We start from the raw sequence: 18,461 nt of genomic DNA on the forward strand, positions 1-18,461 counted from the left end.
CAGTTCTCTATTAAACATTAATTGAATCATGGAGGGAGCTATCTTTATAGCTTTCCGGAACGGCAGCCCCATGAGCTTCGAGCTCACGAACAAGATTGCGATAATCTGTACTGGAAATTTCATTGTGGATGTAGGCCTTTTTGGCAAAATCCAATAACTCATTAACATTTTCAGGAGTATACTCCCGTAATTGCTGAAACTTCTTTTTTAGTTCGTGAACATTCATTTGATAATGCCTCCTCTTAATATTGATTCGCGAGATCCTCGCAGTACCGTGACATGAATAAGGGGACAAGAAATAGTTTGTTTTTTATATCCTAACATGAAAAATAATTTTTCATCGTTTTTAAAAAAATCAAACTTCCGACATGTTTCCGCATGGTTAGACAAAAATAGAAAACGCTTCCAAAAGATATTTTATCTGTCTATCGGCAGGTACTCATGAAAGTGCAGGAAGTTTTTAATGACTGAAAAAGAACATTAGCAGTTTTCGGCTTTTCACACTCTGGGCATGTATTACATATATTGTATTGATGAAGTGAAGGTAGGCAATATACCTATATCATAACTAATAAATATCTTACATTTATTATTGTAATAAGGAGGGTGTTTGCCCATGTTTGGCCGAAAAACAAATAGAGCCAGCCATTTCCAGCCATACGGACATTGGAACCAGTTTTCTTCCAGTGATCCATTCTACTTGGGGATGAATGGCCAAAATTATATGAGGCAACAGCCAATGCACGATTTTCAGGTATCATCGGGACAATGGAATCCTTACTATGCTCCATATGGAATGACCTACCAGCAGCCTTACCCTGTACAATATCCAATGCAGGATGCACAGCCCAATTATGGTCCAAATCCATATCCTTCACAGGGCTATGGATCCAATTATTATCCTGCTCCAGCCTCACAAAACACTAGCATCTTTCAGAATCCATTAGAATCGGAAGAATACTATGGAACTAATTCTAAGCAGCAGCAGCCAGTGTCTCCTTATCCGTATATGAACCCGTATCCTAAACAGTCATTCATTCCGAAGCAGCCTTCTGGAGTCCAGACAATTATGAATTCATTTAAAGCACAGGATGGCTCGCTGGATCTCAATAAGATGGTGGATACAGCCGGTCAAATGATGAATGCTGTAACACAGGTTTCGTCGATGGTGAAGGGGCTGGGAGGAATATTTAAAGTTTAGTTTTTCCTAAAGGGCCGTTAAGGCCTTTTTATATTGTGATGAAAAATCAGACTTGAAAAAAAATTGAATATATTTGAAAATAGAATAGCTGGTCTATTTTTGCGATGGCTTTGTTCATAGGCTTTGTTTTTTTTGGCACTTTGTTGATTGTACAGAAAACAAAAGGCGATTTTGCAGAGCTTTTGCATTAAAAAGAATATGTCAAATTATCCGGTAAATAACTCACTCATTAGCTGTTGAATGATTGCAAAATTTAGATGAAAGTGAAAAAATAGAAAAATGACTAGAAGTCATTAAAGGGGGGTTATTATGGTTCGAGCTGTGCAGCAAATATTTATTATATTTGTTTTGATATTACTTCTTGCAGCTTTGCCAAAAATCGTTTCAGTAGATCCGATGGAGGGAGGCATGGATTGGAAATTTGACAGCCTGCCTGAGATTTATGGGGATTTTATCACAGAAATAAGCCATGGGAGCCTCGGAACATATCAGCTGGGCAGGCAAACCCGGCCGATAGCAGAGGATATCGGCGATAATTTTTTAACAAGTTTACAAATTGTTTTAACGGGTGTAATTTCAGCAGTCTTCATTAGCCTGTTATTTGGTGTATTTATAAGCAGGTTCCGGCCAACGAAAATCTTTGGCATGTTCTTGAATATCCTTGCAGCAATTCCTGATTTTATTATCATCGTCATGTCCATGATTATTGCTGTAAAAGTATATAAAGTGACGGGGGTAAGAGTGATTTCACTAAGGCCGGATGGCGGCGCGCTTAACATCTGGTTCCCAACCATGCTTGTGGCTATTGCACCAACGTTATATTTGTTTAAACTCGTATCCGTAAAGTACTATCAAACCAGCGGTGAAGACTATATTAAAACGGCTGTTGCAAAGGGGATGGGATTAGGTTACATAAATTTTCAGCATGTCTATAAAAATATAGAGCCTTTCATTAAAGCTGAGCTTGTTAAAGTAATTTCTTTGGCGATCGGCAATTTGTTTATTATTGAATACATCATGAATGTTTCTGGTATTACAAAGTTTGTGTTCCAAAGCCATGAAGTGCAGCCAATTGCAATTGGATTATTTGCCATGCTTTTAATATCTCTTATTGTCTATGTTTCAATTAGGCTTTTATTCTATCTGTTTAAACGGGGTTTTATTTATGAATAGGCTGCTAAAGGTAAATTACTCATTATATATTGGAACCTTCCTGGTCACAGTACTGCTTTTTTTCTGCATTTTTGGCCCAATGCTCGCTCCGCACTCATTGACTTCGACGCTTGAAACGCAATATACAAATGGGAAAGTGCTTGCACCGCCCATGGGACCTTTTGAATCAGACTCTTACCCTCTGGGCACCGACAAATGGGGCTATGATCTAATGTCTATGATACTGAATGGGCTTCGATATACGGTCATTATAGCTGCTGCTGTCACCGCCATTAAAATGGTTTTTGGGACAATTATCGGCTTGTATATTGGAACCTGGAAAAAAACTCCCGGATGGATGATTGCTTTCGAAAATGCCTGGAGCTATGTTCCGCTTTTTTTAATTCTCTATTTTTTTCTATCACCGATTAGCTTTAATAGCTCCTTGGAAACAAGCACACTTATTGGCTATTTCATTATTATAGCGTCGGTAATCAGTATTCCAAGTATTGTTTCGTCAGTAAGACTTAAAACAGCCGAATTATATCAATCGGTTTATATTGATGCCGGAAGGGTACTCGGGGCAAGCAAACACCGCCTTATATGGAAGCATATCTTTCCGCAATTAAAGGAATCTTTTTTAGTCATGTTTATTCTGGAGATTGTCTATGTGATTGCCCTTATGGGGCAGCTTGCTCTCATGAATATATTTGTGGGCGGTACAATCATGAGATATGATCCGATCATTTATCTTTCTGTAACAAAAGAATTGGCAGGCCTTGTCGGCCAGGCAAGAGGGAATATTTATGGAAGCACCCATATTTTGCTTGTGCCATTAATCGTGCTTTTATTTACAACCGCCTCCTTTAGCCTGCTTGCCAATGGGTTAAAGAATCGTTTTCAATCTAACTACCAGCGTACACCTTGGATAAAGACTGGGCATGAGCCCCAGGTGCTTCCAGCGAGAAAGCAGTATAATGCAAAGAGAGGTTTTTGGACGCTTTCCACTTCCAAAATCGCTCTAGGCTTGCTGGTAATTGCTTTTGCTGGAGCAGGGATTTATGTGACAGCTACAAAGGACGCGGATATAGGTGTCAAAAGCGGCAGCCAGGCTGAATATACCCTTGATTTGGAAATGGATGCAAACGGGATCTTTTCAGCCGAAGCGGATATCCAATTAAAAAATAAATCGGATGAGGAATGGGAAGAACTTGTATTTTACTATATACCCAATGTCTTTAAAGAGGGGCATCAATTCGAATCCGTTGAGGGACATTCCGAGTCAGAAATCAAAGAAGTGACCTTGAATGGGCAGCAAGCGAAGTATACATTAGAGGATGATACCTTAAAAATCGCTGTCAGTGAAGGGATGGCAGATAGAACTAAACACAAAGTAAGGATAAAGTATAGCTTTACAGTGCCTGAAAAAGGCAGCCGTTTTTCAAAGGTAAGCTCTAACTATTATCTTGCTCAGTGGTATCCAATGGCAGCGGTTTACCAAAATGGCAAGTGGAATAAAGAGCCTTATATAGAGGGGCTGGAAACATATCATACTGGCTTCTCCGATTTCAAAATTTCATATAAATTGCCTAATGGATATACATTTGTTTCAACTGCCGAAAAGGATCCTGAAGCGGAAACGAACGAAGGAGCCGTTAAAGCAGAGAGAGTAAGGGACTTTTTCATTGCTGTCATGAAGGATATGGATATGTATGAAGCGGAAGGTGAGGATGGTGTGAAAATCCGGTTATTTACGAGAAATAATCATGACAAAGATCCGGCTGCTTCCCTGGAACTCGCCCGTAAAGCACTGTCTTTTTATCAGGAGAACATAGGGGAGTATCCCCATAACCAGCTTGATATTGTTCTGGATAAGGGCCAGTTTATGGAGTATCCCGGAATCGTAACCATCAACCCTTACATAGAGGATAAACGATTTTATGATATTTCAATCGTCCATGAAATTGCCCATCAATATTTTTATGGAGTGGTAGCTAATGATCCCTATCACCACGCATGGGTTGATGAAGGTATAACAGAGTTTGCCACATCCATGTATTATTATGCTGGTGAACATCAGCCCGAACCGCAGGCGTTTGGAATCTCCCGTTATCGAATGGAGGCAGTTGAGGAAGAAGGTCTTGGCAGGCAGTATTCTAATGTCCCGCTTGATCAGATAAAACATACTGGCTTCGTATATGGCCAGCCAACCCTGGAAATCTATAAGATGATCCAGGAAAAGTACAGGCAAAAGGGCGAAACGCCTAAGGAAGTAGGTATGCAGTATCTATCCGATTATTATCAAAAGTTCCGTTATAAAGAGGTAGATACACAGGAATTTATCCGGTTTACTAAAGATTATTTCAGCGTTCCCACTGGCTATTTTAATAACTGGCTGGATACTTCAAATAAAACAAGCAGTTAAACGTTTATTTCCTGTCAGTTTGAATGTCAATAAAATTGAAATACTTAACACAAAAACAAGCAGTCTATCAATCTGCTTGTTTTTGTTTAACCATACAATTTAAAAGAGCTCAGTGGTAGAGGATTCCCAGCAGAATTATGGCAGTGGTCCGGTTCAGCTTTCATCAATAAGTATTCTTTTTCCCTGCTGTTTTGGCACTGTAATCTGTAGCAGTCCATTTTGGTAAACCGCTTTTACTTTTTTTTCATTTACCGGCTGTGGAAGGGGAATAGTCCGGCTGGAACGCTGCAGGCTTTGCTGTCTTCTGAATATTTTTCTGTTCTCATCCTCTTCAGTTATCGTTTCAGCAGATTTAACAGAGATCGTAATATAATTGTCCAGAATATCGATGTGGATTTGCTCTTTATTAATGCCAGGGAGCTCTGCAGTAATGATATGTTCTTTCTCTGTTTCTGAAACATCTACATGGAAGGAAGAAGCAAAAGGGAAGGGGTTCTTAAAGAAATCATCCATCGTCTGCAGAAAACCTTTCACCGGTTTCTCGTGAAATAGCTGATTCATGGACTTCATTAAATCACCAAACGGCTCGTTTCGATCTCTATTTCTGTCTCTCTTCTTTGGTTCCTCCATAACATGCATCCCCTCTCATACAGGATTATTCATTTTATCGTATGCTGCCCATTGGGTGAATGTTCCTGATGGAGCAGGCTATTGAAGGATAAAAAAAAACCGCTTGGATGCGGTCCTTAAAAAATCTCTTCGAATAGCTGGTCAGGTTTTATGATTAAATGCCCATCTTTATCGGTTTGAATTAATTTATCTTTTTTCATCTTTGTTAAAGTTCTGCTGACAGTTTCTCTTGTGGTGCCAATCATATTGGCAAGATCCTTATTGGTAAAATCGCCCTTGAGGATGAAGGAGCCTTCTTCGATTTCCTGTCCGTGCATTTTCGCAAGCCGTACGAGCAGTTTTATTATTTGCTCATAGGTATTATTTAATATTTGTGCCTCTAATCTTTCTTGCAGATCAACGATTTTTTCCCCAAGCACCTTAAATACTTTGATGCATAATTCAGGATTTTCAATGAGAACTTTCTCAAATTGAGCAATCGGGACCACAACAAGCTGGGCGTTTTCTAGTACTTCGGAAAAAGCAGGATATCCGCCCTTCCGGAAAAAACCTACATGCGGGAACATCTCGCCTTTGGTTAAGATCGCGACAATTTGCTCTTTTCCATTAATATCACTTTTATATATCTTTATTCTGCCGTTATTAATAAAATAAACATTTTCCAAAGGATCATCCTGGAGAAAAACATGGCTTCCTTTTTTCCATTCCCTTGAAATTGAAATTTCAACAACTTTATCAAGTTCTTCATCGTTAAGCTCCCGAAAAAGTGAGAATTGAGAAAGAACTTTCTTAATTTCTGCTGCTTTCATAATTCACCTCATACTTCCCATTCTAATAAGCTTATTGTAACAAAAAAGATGAAGAATTTTTATACCTATTTAAATTCTATAAACATACCAGTTTATTTTAGTATACGGCATTCCTCGCCTGGAATAGTCAGTATATTTATGCCTTCAGTAAATTAGCAAAAAATTCACCTTATAGATTTCCAGAAAAAGTTAATGGGATTTACGACTTTCTTCTGTTAGAACGAACGTTTATTCGCTAGAATAGGGATATGAGGTGAAAAAGATGAAAGTACGCAAAAATCTGCCTGAAATTATGAAGGAACTCATTTCTGAACAACAATACAGAGAAAATATCGTTCATTGGCATACAATTGAGGAAAAAGAAGCAAAAACAGCGGACCTTCCTGATGACATTCATCCATCGATAAAGGACGCGTTGTTAAAGAGAGGGATTACAAGGCTCTATACTCACCAAAAAACCTCTTATCAAACCGCAATGAAGGGGCAAAGCCTTGTAGCAGTTACACCGACTGCCTCCGGAAAAACGCTGTGCTATAACCTTCCTGTGCTTCAAACGATTGTAAATGACCCAAATGCCCGGGCTCTTTATATGTTTCCGACAAAAGCATTGGCACAGGATCAAAAAAGTGAAATCAATGAAATCATTCAGGAATCTGGGTTGAATATAAATAGCTATACATATGATGGAGATACTCCAGCAAACATCCGTCAAAAAGTACGGAGGGCTGGCCATGTGGTCATTACAAATCCGGACATGCTGCATTCGGCAATATTGCCCCATCATACAAAATGGGTTTCCTTGTTTGAGAACCTTAAATACGTAGTAATTGATGAACTTCATATTTATAGAGGCGTATTTGGAAGCCATGTGGCAAATGTAATTCGCCGACTAAGGAGGATTTGCCGGTTCTATGGAAGTGATCCGATTTTTATTTGTACTTCTGCGACAATTGCAAACCCGCTTGAGCTTGCAGAGAAACTTACAGAAAAGCCGGTCAAACTTATCGATAATAATGGAGCTCCAAGCGGGAAAAAGCATTTTGTTTTTTACAATCCGCCTATTGTCAATAAACCATTGAATATCAGGAGGAGCGCCACCCTGGAAGCGAGAAAGCTGGCAGGTGAGCTCCTGAAAAATAAAATACAGACCATTGTGTTTGCAAGAAGCCGGGTCAGGGTCGAGATTCTGCTGTCCTATCTGCAGGAGCTTGTCAAACATAAGCTTGGCCCAAAAGCCATTCGAGGCTACAGGGGTGGCTATTTGCCAACCGAAAGGCGTCAAATTGAAAAGGGGCTCCGTTCAGGGGATATATATGGAGTTGTAAGTACCAATGCCCTTGAGCTGGGTGTGGATATAGGCCAGCTTCAGGTGTGTGTCATGACCGGATATCCTGGTACAATTGCCAGCTCCTGGCAGCAGGCAGGGCGTGCAGGGAGAAGACATGGCGAGTCACTGGTCATCATGGTTGCAAGCTCCAGCCCGCTGGATCAATACGTCATTCAAAACCCTGATTACTTTTTTAATAAAAGCCCTGAGACTGCCCGAATAAACCCGGACAACCTCATTATTTTAGTGGATCATATCAAATGCGCAGCCTACGAGCTCCCATTTAACGCTGGAGATCGTTTTGGCACTTTTGAAACGGAAGAGGTTTTGGAATACCTGGCAGAGGAAAGAGTTCTCCATCAAAATGGAGGTAAATATTACTGGATGAATGACTCTTTTCCAGCCCATAATATCAGCCTTCGTTCAGCTTCTCAGGAGAATGTAGTCATTATTGACCAATCTGATGTTGCGAATGCAAAAGTAATTGGGGAAATGGATCGCTTTTCTGCTATGACTCTCCTCCATGAAGAAGCGATCTATCTCCATCAGGGTACACAGTTTCAAGTGGAAATGCTGGACTGGGAAGAGAAAAAAGCCTTCGTCCGCGAGGTAGATGTCGACTATTTCACAGATGCCAACCTGGCAGTTGAACTGAAGGTGCTCGAACAGGACAAATCAAGGATATCTTCCATAGGCGAAATAGGTTTTGGAGATGTAAGTGTTGTGGCAATGGCTACAATCTTTAAAAAAATAAAATTTGAAACACATGAAAATATAGGATCTGGTCCGATTACTCTGCCTGAAGAAGAGCTCCACACTAGCTCAACCTGGTTATCCTTAAAGGAAGAATCCATAAAGTTTAAACAGGACCGTCTCGAACAGGGCCTTATTGGAACTGCACATGCACTCAAGCATATTGTTCCTCTGTTTGTTATGTGCGACCCTCAGGATGTCCATGTGGTACCTCAAGTAAAGGCTGCCCATAATGAAAAACCGACGATCTTTTTCTATGACCGGTACCCTGGCGGTGTGGGTTTAAGCGAAAAAGTATTTGCTGGAATTGAACATATTATGCATGAAACCATGGAAATGGTCAGCAGATGTTCTTGTGAACATGGCTGCCCTTCATGCATTGGTACGGATACTTCCTCTGAAACAGCCAAAAAAGATGTTCTAAGGATTCTGGCTTCTTTTAAAAATGAAGAAAGTGGTGTGGGTGATAACATTGTCCATTAAGAATAAGCTGAATAGGCTAAAAAACCACCTCGGTAATGACAAAAGCAATATGCCTGCCCCTATTAAAAGAAAGGATCTAACTATAGATGTGCCTTATAAAGACCTTTGGGAAAAGGATGGCGTCTATCCATTTTATTTTGAAGATGCATATTGTCTTATAAGAGAAAAGGAATATAGTCTTGATCAGATGCATGGTATTTATTCATTTGGTCAATTTGCAGCAGCAGTGGAAGCATGGAATTCTTCAAGTATCAAACACCCTCTGTCTGCTGCCGGCCATGATCCGGAAAATATTTTTTTCTTTGATACAGAGACAACAGGATTGGGCGGAGGAGCCGGAAATTCTATATTTTTGCTCGGACAAGCCAGCCTTAAAGGAAATAAGATAAAATTGAAGCAGCATATTCTCCCGCACCCAGGCGCCGAGATTCCTTTATATAAAAGTTTTCTTGAAAGTATTGATTATTCAACGATGGTGACCTACAACGGGAAGGCTTTCGACTGGCCCCAGGTTAAAACGAGGCATACCCTGATCAGGGAACATGTACCAAAGCTGCCTCCATTCGGGCATTTTGATTTATACCATGCCGCAAGGAGAATGTGGAAGCATAAGCTTGAAAGAATAAAGCTGGCTGCGGTTGAAAAAGATGTATTGGGTATAGAAAGAAAAGATGATATTCCTGGATTCCTCGCACCCATGATTTATTTTGATTTTGTTGAGAGGAAAAACCCTGAAGGCATGCTCGGGATAATTAAACATAACGAAATTGATATTTTATCGCTGATCAGCTTATATACACATCTTTCCTTTCAAATATTGCAGCTTGATGCCAGGCAAACGCCCCGAGAGATCTTCGAAGTGGGTCGATGGCTTTCTTCATTAGGAGAATCGTCAGAAGCAAAAACAGCTTTCTGTAAAATTTCCGATGGTAAAACCCAGGAAGCTCAGGAAGCAAGGTTTGCATTGGCATTTGAGCATAAGAAACATAAAAACTGGACTGAAGCGGCCAGGCTATGGAAAGGTACTGCAGAAAGCGGCAGCCTGAAATCCAAGTTGATCTCTTGTATCGAGCTGGCTAAAATTTATGAGCATCGTTTGAAGGATATCAACCATGCCATTATATATGCAAAAAAAGCATTAGAGCTTTATGCAGAATTATCCGAAAAGCAAACGGAGAAAATAAGTATGAAAGAAGAAGAGTTTAAAAAGCGGCTTGAACGTCTCATTCGAAAAGTACCTAATGGAGGGTAAATATATTTGTAACAAAACTTTAATATTCCAGACAAAAAAATCCACTATTTCCTAGTTGTATGTACCTCTTGTAAGCGTTAAAATAAGTAGCTGTGTGGTACTTTTTTAGGAATAATATATAGTGAGGCTGGTAATATGTATAAAGCAATTTTAGTTTTATTCTTCCTTGTAATTTTCACTACAGCAATCGTTTTTTCCAACCTGAAAGACAGTTTTTACAGCATGCTCTAAACAAAGACCTATGAAACTATACAAAATTAGGTGTTTTCATTAGTACAAGATTCCCCTTTCTTACATAGGTTGTTAATGTAAATACAATTCAGAAAGGGGATATTTACATGCATTGCAGACCAAGACCTTCGCAGGTTATGCCTGCTGTTGTTCACCCGACAAAATGTTGTGTGACTCATTCGTTCCAAAATGTTGTGGTTCCGCACATTCATCCTACACATCATACACATGTAAACCACACTAATTATGAGAATCAGCATTCTTACCCTCATACTCAATCAGTTGTGAATGAGGTGACAACCTCTAATGTAAATGTGGGGCCAAGACCTGGTGTAGCAGGAGCCTATAGTCCAGGAATGGGACCAGGATTTGGAGGTCCGGGCCCTGGAATGGGAATGGGCCCTGGATTTGGAGGTCCGGGACCTGGAATGGGAATGGGCCCTGGATACGGCGGTCCAGGAACAGGAGTAGCCGGAGCATCAACTGGCCCGGGAATGGGCCCTAAGCAAGGGCCAAGTTTTTACGGAAGATAATGAACAAGGGCTATTTGCCCTTGTTTTTATATTGTCGTTCTGCATAAATCAATAAAGTATTCAAAACTATATTTTTTATTGGAAAAATGTTCATCTTAACTGCATACTATAAGAAGAAACTTCTCTAGAAAAACACCCAGCAAAAAATAGGACATTATCAGTTAGTAATGTTTTAAGGAGTTTTGCATCTTGTCTAAAGTAGCAGTTGTTTCAGGGTATAAACCATTTGAAGTAGGGATATTCAAAAACGATGATCCCGCTGTAAGTTACATAAAAATTGCAATAAAGAAAAGCCTGATTTCATTGCTTGAAGATGGTCTTAAGTGGGTAATCATCAGCGGCCAGCTTGGAGCAGAACTATGGGCTGCTGAAGCTGTTTTTGACCTGCAGCTCGAAGGGTATTCCGAACTGAAGCTTGCAGTCATAACTCCTTTTTTGGAGCAGGAGGCATCATGGAAGGATGCGAATAAAGAATGGTATGAATCCATACTGGCTCAGGCTGATTTTGTTGACTCCGTAACCCGGAAACCATATGAAAACCCGCAGCAGTTTAGGCTTAAAAATCATTTTCTTGTTAATAAAAGCGATGTGCTCCTCCTCTTTTATGATTCGGAAAAAGAGGGCAGTCCCAAATATTTATATGAAACTGCAAAAAAATATCAAGAAGAAAATGTATATGAAATTAGACTAATCACCTTTTATGATTTACAATTGATTGTAGAAGAAGAACAATTGTCACAAAGAGACATGTTTGAATAATATTATGATAAATTGACAAATGTACGTATTTTTGAAAAAATAATAATGATGATTGGCGATATACCGAGGTGAGTGTAATGCTATCCGATAAAATTAAATTAACGGCAAAAGATATTTTGGAAAAAGAGTTTAAAACAGCTATGCGCGGTTATAAACCTGAGGATGTAGATAAATTCTTAGACTTGGTCATTAAAGACTATGAAGCATTCCATCAGGAAATTGAAATATTCAGCAGGAAAACATGAGGTTAAAGAAGCAAGTTGAAGAAGCTTCACGCCGGCCAGCCGCTCAAACTGCCGGTACAACGAATTTTGACATTTTAAAAAGATTGTCAAACCTGGAAAAGCATGTTTTTGGCAGCAAATTGTATGATTGACAGAAATTATCAGCTTTTCCTATTTTAAACCATTGCTATTCCCACAGAGATTTCATATAATAATCTTTGTGATCATTAATAGCGTTCGGGTAATCGCTGCAATATGATTTCATATTGTAGAGGAAAGTCCATGCTCGCACAGGCTGAGATGCCTGTAGTGTTCGTGCCTAGCGAATTCATAAGCTAGGGCAGTTGGGCATTTGCTCGGCTGACGGCAGGGAAAATGCCTAAGTCCTTCGGGATATGGCATGAATACCTTGAAAGTGCCACAGTGACGGAGCCTTTTTAGAAATGAAAAGGGTGGAACGAGGTAAACCCCACGAGCGAGAAACCCAAATGATGGTAGGGGCACTTTCCCTGAGGAATTGAACAACGGGAAGGACAGGCAAACGCCTGTAGATAGATGATTACCACCTGAGTACGAGACAATTGTCGCTTGCAGTACTACGGTACAAAACATGGCTTACAGAACGTTATTAGTGAGACAGTATGAGTGTTATAAATTCAAGCTCTCCTTTTTTAGGGGAGCTTTTTTATTTATTCGGTTGAATGATCATAAGACTTACAAAAGCCTATTGTGTACCATAAGCTTTGCTAATAAATCAAAGAAACGAGAGCAATAAGGTTGTATCACCTCTTGCCGGTAATGTGTTACAGCATGGGGATTGGGCCAATCACATTACTGGAATGGGTAGATAAAAGGAAGAAATCATCGTTAGATAGACGTCAACTGCATTGATATAGTAAATAATTCGAATCCCTCTAATCCGTATGTCCTACTGCCGGTACCAGCTGACTCCGTTGCGGCCACGCGAATAAACATATATACTTTATGTGATAATCACATATGCTAATACCTTAAAAATGTACATATCAGAAAGAACAATTTTTTAAGTAAGGGTGAAATTATGTCAAAATATAATTTGATTGCAACGACTGCAATGGGTCTTGAAGCTCTGGCAGCGAAAGAAGTAAGAGATCTTGGATATGAATGTGAAGTTGAAAACGGGAGGATCACTTTTAAAGGTGACGAAACCGCTATTGTCCGTTCCAACTTATGGTTAAGGACTGCAGACAGAATCCGGATAAAAGTAGGCGAGTTCAAAGCAACAAGTTTTGATGAGCTATTTGAAAAAACAAAATCTCTGCCTTGGGAAAATTACTTGCCAGAAAACGCCGAGTTTCCCGTTTCAGGCAAATCTGTAAAATCCAAATTATTTTCTGTTTCTGATTGTCAGGCCATTGTTAAGAAAGCAATTGTGGAACGGATGAGAACGAAATATAAAAAAACGGGATGGCTTGAAGAAAATGGACCTCTATTTAAAATAGAAGTGGCACTTCATAAGGATGTGGCGTTATTGACCATCGATGCCAGCGGAAGCGGCCTGCACAAACGAGGATATCGTGCTGGCCAGGGGGAAGCGCCGCTGAAGGAAACTCTTGCAGCCGCATTAGTGATGCTGACAAATTGGACGCCGGACAAGCCTTTCGTTGATCCTTTCTGTGGATCGGGCACGATTCCAATTGAAGCTGCATTGATTGGCCAAAATATCGCACCTGGTTTTAACCGTGAATTTATATCAGAAGCATGGCACTGGATCCCTGAAAAAGTCTGGGAGGATGCCAGAAACGAAGCTGAGGATGTGGCAAATTATGATCAGCCTCTGGATATCGCCGGAGCTGATATTGATCACAGAATGGTGAAAATAGCTGGAGAGAATGCTTTTGAAGCCGGCCTGGGAGAACTCATTAATTTTAAACAAATGCAGGTAAGAGATTTTACGACCACTAAGGAATACGGAGTGATTGTCGGAAATCCGCCCTATGGTGAAAGACTTGGAGAGAAGGCGGCTGTGCAGAGAATGTATGCCGAAATGGGCAAAGCGTTTGCCCCTCTTGATACATGGTCGATCTATATCTTGACCTCTGATGAAGAATTTGAGACTCATTTTGGAAAACCTGCAACGAAGAAACGCAAGCTCTTTAACGGTTTTATCCGTACTGATTATTATCAGTATTGGGGTAAAAGGCCGCCAAGAAACAAATAAGCATAAAACCTCCTGTTTTTGAATAGACTATACTTATCTAATTCTGTCAGGAGGGATGGCAATGAAGCATTCGAATATTGATTTTCATAAAATTTCACAGGCACTGAACGGAACAATGGAAGCAATTCAAGGAGAAGGTGATTCTTCGGCTGAGGCTCTTGAGAGTCTTAGAAATGCACAGGACGAATTGCAGCAGGCATTGTCATTTTCCATGTCTCGCATTAACTAAAGGATAAAACATGAAGTAGCGGCAGGGGCTGGCTGTAAAAGCACCCCTGCTTTTTTGTGAAATTCCGGCCGCGAACTGTCCCACAATCTTCAAGTGGCATTATTCTTGACAGTTGCCATATTTGCGATAAAATTGTATGATGTTCATTTGTTTATAAACAGCAAAAAATTGAAATAATGATATAACCGCAATAACGGCGTCTGCAATTTAAGACGCTTTAACTTTTTATTTACGGAGGGGTATCATGTCTAACCGAATGCCTTTTGCCGTGTCCAAAAGCGAATCTTTTTACGAGAAGTTAAGCGAGTGGATCGGGGATGTTTTTTACGATATATTGCCTGAAGCAGGATTTGAAATACGGGATGAACAAATATTTATGGCTTTTCAGCTTGAAAAAGCTTTTAAAGACAAGAAGGTTATTTTTGCAGAGGCTGGTGTGGGAACCGGCAAGACGATTGTTTATTTGCTGTATGCAATCAGCTATGCAAGGTACATAAACAAGCCTGCTATTATCGCATGTGCGGATGAAACATTGATTGAGCAGCTTGTTAAAAAGGAAGGCGATATAGCCAAGCTTGAAAAGGCATTGGGGTTGAATATCGATGTAAGGCTGGCTAAATCGCGCGATCAATACTTATGCTTAAATAAGCTGGACAAGCTTGTGGCAAACGATGTACATGATCATTACAACGGGATTTTTGATGAGCTTCCTGACTTTGTCCAATCTGGTTCCTCTATGCAAAAATTTGAGAGGTATGGTGATCGTAAGGATTATCCAGACCTGCCGGATGAGCATTGGGCAAATGTTGCATGGGACTCCATCCAGGATTGTTTTACATGTGAAAAACGTCACCGCTGCGGCCAAACCTTGCATCGGGAATATTACCGGAGTGCAAAGGACTTGATTATTTGTTCACATGATTTTTACATGGAACACATTTGGACAAAGGAATCAAGAAAACGGGAAGGACAGCTACCTCTGCTTCCTGAAAGCTCTTGTGTTGTTTTCGATGAGGGACACTTGCTGGAATATGCCTCCCAGAAGGCGCTGACATATCGGTTCACTGAGCAAATACTTGAATCTCTGTTAACAAGGCTGATGGCGAATGATGTGCGGGAAAAAACCTTGAATATCATTGAAGATGCTATATACCAGAATGAGCATTTCTTCTTGACGCTTGCACTGTCTTCTTCCACAGAAACAGGCTCAGACAAGAAAGCCATTGAAAAAACGGGCGATGTCATCCGAGAAGGAAGAAAGCTGCAGGATTTAATAAGCAGACTTGAAGAGGAACTGGTTTTTGAAAGTGAAATGTATGTCATTAACGACTATGATTTAAAAATCGTCGAAGAATACCTTGAGCAAATCTCATACTCACTGTCTCTGTTCCTTAAAGATTTAAAGGGAATTACTTGGTTTGAAGACCATAATGGTGAAAGAACCCTGGTGATCATGCCTAGAATGGTCGAGGATATTATGAGGGAGGAAGTTTTTTCACAGAACAAGCCTTTTGTTTTCTCATCGGCAACACTGTCTGAAGATAAATCCTTTGATTATATGGCCAAAAGTCTTGGTGTGGATGAATATTTATCCTTTACAGTAGAATCTCCGTTTGACTATGAAGAAAACATGTCCATTAGCATACCGGAATTTGCAAAGGATGATACAGCTGCAAAAATGGAATATACGATTGGGAAAATCAGGCGATCTGAAGGACGAGCTTTGGTGCTGTTTACAAACCGTTCAGATTTGGCAGAATTTAAAGCTTATGCTGCCGACAAAATGGATGTCCCGTTCTTTTTCGAAGGAGATGCGGAAATCAGCACACTGGTGTCAAACTTCCAAAATGACGAGCAATCTGTTCTATGCTCCGTTAACTTATGGGAAGGTCTCGACATACCGGGAAGATCTCTGGAAAACGTGATTATTTTTGGGCTGCCGTTCCCTCCGCATGATCCGGTCTTTACTTCAAAGAGAGAAGGCGCAGCCGATCCATTCAGGGAGGTCGATCTGCCATATATGATCTTGAGATTAAGGCAGGGAATTGGACGATTAATCAGAACCCATGAAGATAAAGGAACTGTTCACATTTTAGTAAATGAAAATGAGAATCCCGAAGTGCTTGAGATGATTAAAAAGGTTTTGCCGACGAAGGCTTCATTAAGCAAACAGATATAAAATGAAAAGTGCCCAAAAAATGATTGGGCACTTTTTTTCACTTTATCCCCTTAAGAGTCGATTTCCTTCAGCTGTCATATTCTCAGGTGTCCATGCAGGCTCCCAGACAAGATTAACATCTACAGAAGAAAATTCCTCCAGCTCTTCGATACAGTATTTTACGCCGCTAACTATACTGTCATGTAGCGGGCAGCCAGGTGTTGTTAGGGTCATCGTTATTAATGCTCTGCCTTCTTCAGGAAAGTCGACATCATAAATGAGCCCCAAATCAACTACGTTTATATTAAGCTCCGGATCCATTACTCTTTTTAAGTTAGTTAGCACTAATTCTTTTAAGCTCATGGAAATCTCCTCCTATTTTTTAATAACTGTTATGATCAAATAACTGAAACTAAGGCATGCACCCAACACCATCATTTGGCCAGTGAAGAATAAGCCGTTGTTTTCAAATAGGATGGAAGCCATCAAACCTAAGACACCAAGGATAAGGATAGAGAGAACTGGAATCGAGGCTTTGTCATCCATCATATCTTTTAGTGAAGGTACACTCCGTTTGCCGATTTCCTTGCTGTATTTCCATGTCCACCATAGGAAAGGAACAATTTTAAATAGATAGCTGAAGATGCTTAAGGCCACCCACAGCATCAGGTATGCAAAAATTAAAAATCCTGCAGTGTTTTCAAAATTGCCAAAAAGCGAGTTTGCGAATGCTGCATAATGGACCATTAATCCGGCAGGAATCGCAAGCAGAGCAAACCGGAAGGAATAATCAAGTTTCTTCTTTATTCTTTTCTTTAAAATTTGCAGCATATGCCAGGAAAAGAAAGTGAATCCGCCCGCAAGAATGAGCAATCCTGCAGTGAAAAGCAAATTCTGTTCTGCGAATAATGCGATAAATGACAGTGCCAACCCCGCTCCATAAAAGGCAAAAACAAATTTGGCCGGCTTCATGCTATAACCATGAGACAAGGAAAACATCGGCACCATTTTATAGGAAAAACCAAAGATTAATAGTGTAAACCAGCCTGCTGTCCCAAGAAGCAAATGGCTTTTAAAGATAGCTTGATAGTGATCAGAAGCAAAGCCGGTCTTCATGCTGATTATCATCACGATGCCCATTACGATGGTGGTGAACAAACTGGCAAGGGCGGTTCCCACAAAGAGAGTCAGTACAGTGGGCTTTGCTTGTCTTTTTAATGTCATCAGCATTTGCAGCAGGAACATCATAATCCCTGTTAATGTAATAAGGCCAGGCAGCAGGGCATCCTGCGGGCTGTAAAAGAGAACATGGGCAAAATACAGGATTCCAAAAGCTGTTACTCCAAATTGGATAAACCCGAATTTTTCATTCCATATTGGTGTAAGAAAGGCAACCGGTACAAGCTGATACATGGCCCCCATTGCCGCCATTAACGCCCATCCCAGCACAAATAGGTGGGCAGCCGACCAGATTCCCGGTACTCTAAATTGGCCATTAATAATGAAGTCTCCCTGAAGAAGAATAAGGGAAAGTGATCCTATTAAACTAAATATGCTGAATAATATAAATGAAAAAGGGAGTTTAATATTTGTTTCATTTTTTGTATTTGGAAGCAATGGGATCACCTGCTTATTTCGTAATTTCTATTAAAAAACTTCCATCATTTTGCTCAGTGGTTTCGTGCTTGTAACCCAATTCCTCCAGCTGTTCATAAAGAAACATTGGACGTCTATCATTAATAATTGACAAGGTTTCACCGCCGGAAAGGCCTTCAAGGGCAGCAAGAGTCCTCATCATTGGCTGTGGAGGTTCAAGTCCCCGGTTGTCCAGCTTCATTATGATTCACCTCTCTTGGTAAAAGTTATTTTCCAATGCTTTTTTTCAATCTCTTCAGACTTGTGATCAAAGCCCTTTGCTTTTAACACTCCAAATAGAGGCACAGGCTTAAATGGGGCATGAAGAATAAAAACATCATTCGCATCAAGATCTGTAATGGCAGACATTATTTTTTGGAAGGGTTCAAGCTTATTTTTTAAATCCTCTCGCACATCAAGCTCAACTATTTTGTTCTCCATTATTCTTCCTCCTTATAAA

The 18,461-nt window shown here is 40.2% G+C and carries 17 protein-coding genes, 1 other RNA gene and 1 pseudogene; 12 read left to right on the top strand and 7 right to left on the bottom strand.

Annotation, left to right across the window (positions count from 1 at the left end; all coding sequences use genetic code 11):
* Positions 1-10 precede the first annotated feature (10 nt).
* Positions 11-226 (bottom strand): YppF family protein, encoded by a 216-nt coding sequence (locus tag AC3ZVC_RS12310; protein WP_490068735.1) that lies wholly within the window; start codon positions 224-226, stop codon positions 11-13.
* Positions 227-616: 390 nt separating this feature from the next.
* On the opposite strand from AC3ZVC_RS12310, the gene AC3ZVC_RS12315 reads away from it, so the two are divergent.
* The 3 genes from AC3ZVC_RS12315 to AC3ZVC_RS12325 all read left to right on the top strand — a co-directional run bounded on the left by AC3ZVC_RS12315 (position 617) and on the right by AC3ZVC_RS12325 (position 4,778).
* On the top strand, positions 617-1,201 hold the full coding sequence (locus AC3ZVC_RS12315; protein ID WP_490068738.1) for a YppG family protein: 585 nt from the start codon (positions 617-619) through the stop codon (positions 1,199-1,201).
* Between the two features lie 309 nt (positions 1,202-1,510).
* The gene (locus AC3ZVC_RS12320) at positions 1,511-2,374 is read left to right on the top strand and encodes an ABC transporter permease subunit (protein ID WP_490068740.1); all 864 of its coding nucleotides are present in this window, start codon (positions 1,511-1,513) and stop codon (positions 2,372-2,374) included.
* The gene (locus AC3ZVC_RS12325) at positions 2,367-4,778 is read left to right on the top strand and encodes an ABC transporter permease subunit (RefSeq protein ID WP_490068741.1); all 2,412 of its coding nucleotides are present in this window, start codon (positions 2,367-2,369) and stop codon (positions 4,776-4,778) included. The genes AC3ZVC_RS12320 and AC3ZVC_RS12325 overlap by 8 nt, the downstream gene beginning before the upstream one ends.
* A gap of 153 nt (positions 4,779-4,931) precedes the next feature.
* On the opposite strand, the gene AC3ZVC_RS12330 is transcribed toward AC3ZVC_RS12325, so the two are convergent.
* Positions 4,932-5,408, bottom strand: coding sequence for an Hsp20 family protein (locus tag AC3ZVC_RS12330; RefSeq protein WP_490068742.1), 477 nt, complete (start codon positions 5,406-5,408; stop codon positions 4,932-4,934).
* Between the two features lie 116 nt (positions 5,409-5,524).
* The gene (locus AC3ZVC_RS12335; RefSeq protein WP_490068743.1) at positions 5,525-6,217 is read right to left on the bottom strand and encodes a Crp/Fnr family transcriptional regulator; all 693 of its coding nucleotides are present in this window, start codon (positions 6,215-6,217) and stop codon (positions 5,525-5,527) included.
* 262 nt (positions 6,218-6,479) lie between these two features.
* Here AC3ZVC_RS12335 and AC3ZVC_RS12340 point away from each other — a divergent pair, with 262 nt between their 5' ends.
* The 9 genes and pseudogenes from AC3ZVC_RS12340 (at position 6,480) to AC3ZVC_RS12380 (ending at position 16,387) form a co-directional block, all read left to right on the top strand.
* Positions 6,480-8,780 carry a DEAD/DEAH box helicase gene (locus AC3ZVC_RS12340; RefSeq protein ID WP_490068744.1) on the top strand — a complete coding sequence of 767 codons (2,301 nt, stop codon included), beginning with the start codon at positions 6,480-6,482 and terminating at the stop codon, positions 8,778-8,780.
* Complete coding sequence (locus tag AC3ZVC_RS12345; protein ID WP_490068745.1) at positions 8,770-10,032, top strand: DUF6340 family protein; 1,263 nt, start codon at positions 8,770-8,772, stop codon at positions 10,030-10,032. The genes AC3ZVC_RS12340 and AC3ZVC_RS12345 overlap by 11 nt, the downstream gene beginning before the upstream one ends.
* Positions 10,033-10,370: 338 nt before the next feature.
* Complete coding sequence (locus tag AC3ZVC_RS12350; protein ID WP_490068747.1) at positions 10,371-10,796, top strand: CotD family spore coat protein; 426 nt, start codon at positions 10,371-10,373, stop codon at positions 10,794-10,796.
* 189 nt (positions 10,797-10,985) lie between these two features.
* Positions 10,986-11,555 (top strand): SLOG family protein, encoded by a 570-nt coding sequence (locus AC3ZVC_RS12355; protein WP_490068748.1) that lies wholly within the window; start codon positions 10,986-10,988, stop codon positions 11,553-11,555.
* A gap of 77 nt (positions 11,556-11,632) precedes the next feature.
* Positions 11,633-11,931, top strand: a pseudogene (gene gpsB, locus AC3ZVC_RS12360) (cell division regulator GpsB).
* 81 nt (positions 11,932-12,012) lie between these two features.
* An RNA gene (rnpB, locus tag AC3ZVC_RS12365) (RNase P RNA component class B) lies at positions 12,013-12,402 on the top strand.
* A 437-nt stretch (positions 12,403-12,839) separates the two neighbouring features.
* Positions 12,840-13,979, top strand: coding sequence for a THUMP domain-containing class I SAM-dependent RNA methyltransferase (locus AC3ZVC_RS12370; RefSeq protein WP_490068749.1), 1,140 nt, complete (start codon positions 12,840-12,842; stop codon positions 13,977-13,979).
* Between the two features lie 61 nt (positions 13,980-14,040).
* Entirely contained in the window at positions 14,041-14,208 is a 168-nt protein-coding gene (locus AC3ZVC_RS12375) for a hypothetical protein (RefSeq protein ID WP_181395954.1), read from the top strand.
* Between the two features lie 244 nt (positions 14,209-14,452).
* The gene (locus AC3ZVC_RS12380; RefSeq protein ID WP_490068750.1) at positions 14,453-16,387 is read left to right on the top strand and encodes an ATP-dependent DNA helicase; all 1,935 of its coding nucleotides are present in this window, start codon (positions 14,453-14,455) and stop codon (positions 16,385-16,387) included.
* A 42-nt stretch (positions 16,388-16,429) separates the two neighbouring features.
* Here AC3ZVC_RS12380 and AC3ZVC_RS12385 read toward each other — a convergent pair whose 3' ends face one another.
* The 4 genes from AC3ZVC_RS12385 to AC3ZVC_RS12400 are packed head-to-tail and all read right to left on the bottom strand — an operon-like array spanning position 16,430 to position 18,442.
* Complete coding sequence (locus tag AC3ZVC_RS12385) at positions 16,430-16,729, bottom strand: metal-sulfur cluster assembly factor (protein WP_490068752.1); 300 nt, start codon at positions 16,727-16,729, stop codon at positions 16,430-16,432.
* A gap of 12 nt (positions 16,730-16,741) precedes the next feature.
* Positions 16,742-17,983, bottom strand: coding sequence for a hypothetical protein (locus AC3ZVC_RS12390; protein WP_490068754.1), 1,242 nt, complete (start codon positions 17,981-17,983; stop codon positions 16,742-16,744).
* A 13-nt stretch (positions 17,984-17,996) separates the two neighbouring features.
* Complete coding sequence (locus tag AC3ZVC_RS12395; protein ID WP_490068757.1) at positions 17,997-18,203, bottom strand: DUF2249 domain-containing protein; 207 nt, start codon at positions 18,201-18,203, stop codon at positions 17,997-17,999.
* The gene (locus tag AC3ZVC_RS12400; protein ID WP_214727300.1) at positions 18,203-18,442 is read right to left on the bottom strand and encodes a DUF2249 domain-containing protein; all 240 of its coding nucleotides are present in this window, start codon (positions 18,440-18,442) and stop codon (positions 18,203-18,205) included. Before AC3ZVC_RS12400 ends, AC3ZVC_RS12395 begins: the two co-directional genes overlap by 1 nt.
* Positions 18,443-18,461 lie beyond the last annotated feature (19 nt).

The sequence above is a fragment of the Cytobacillus sp. C11.1 genome (assembly GCF_058145115.1).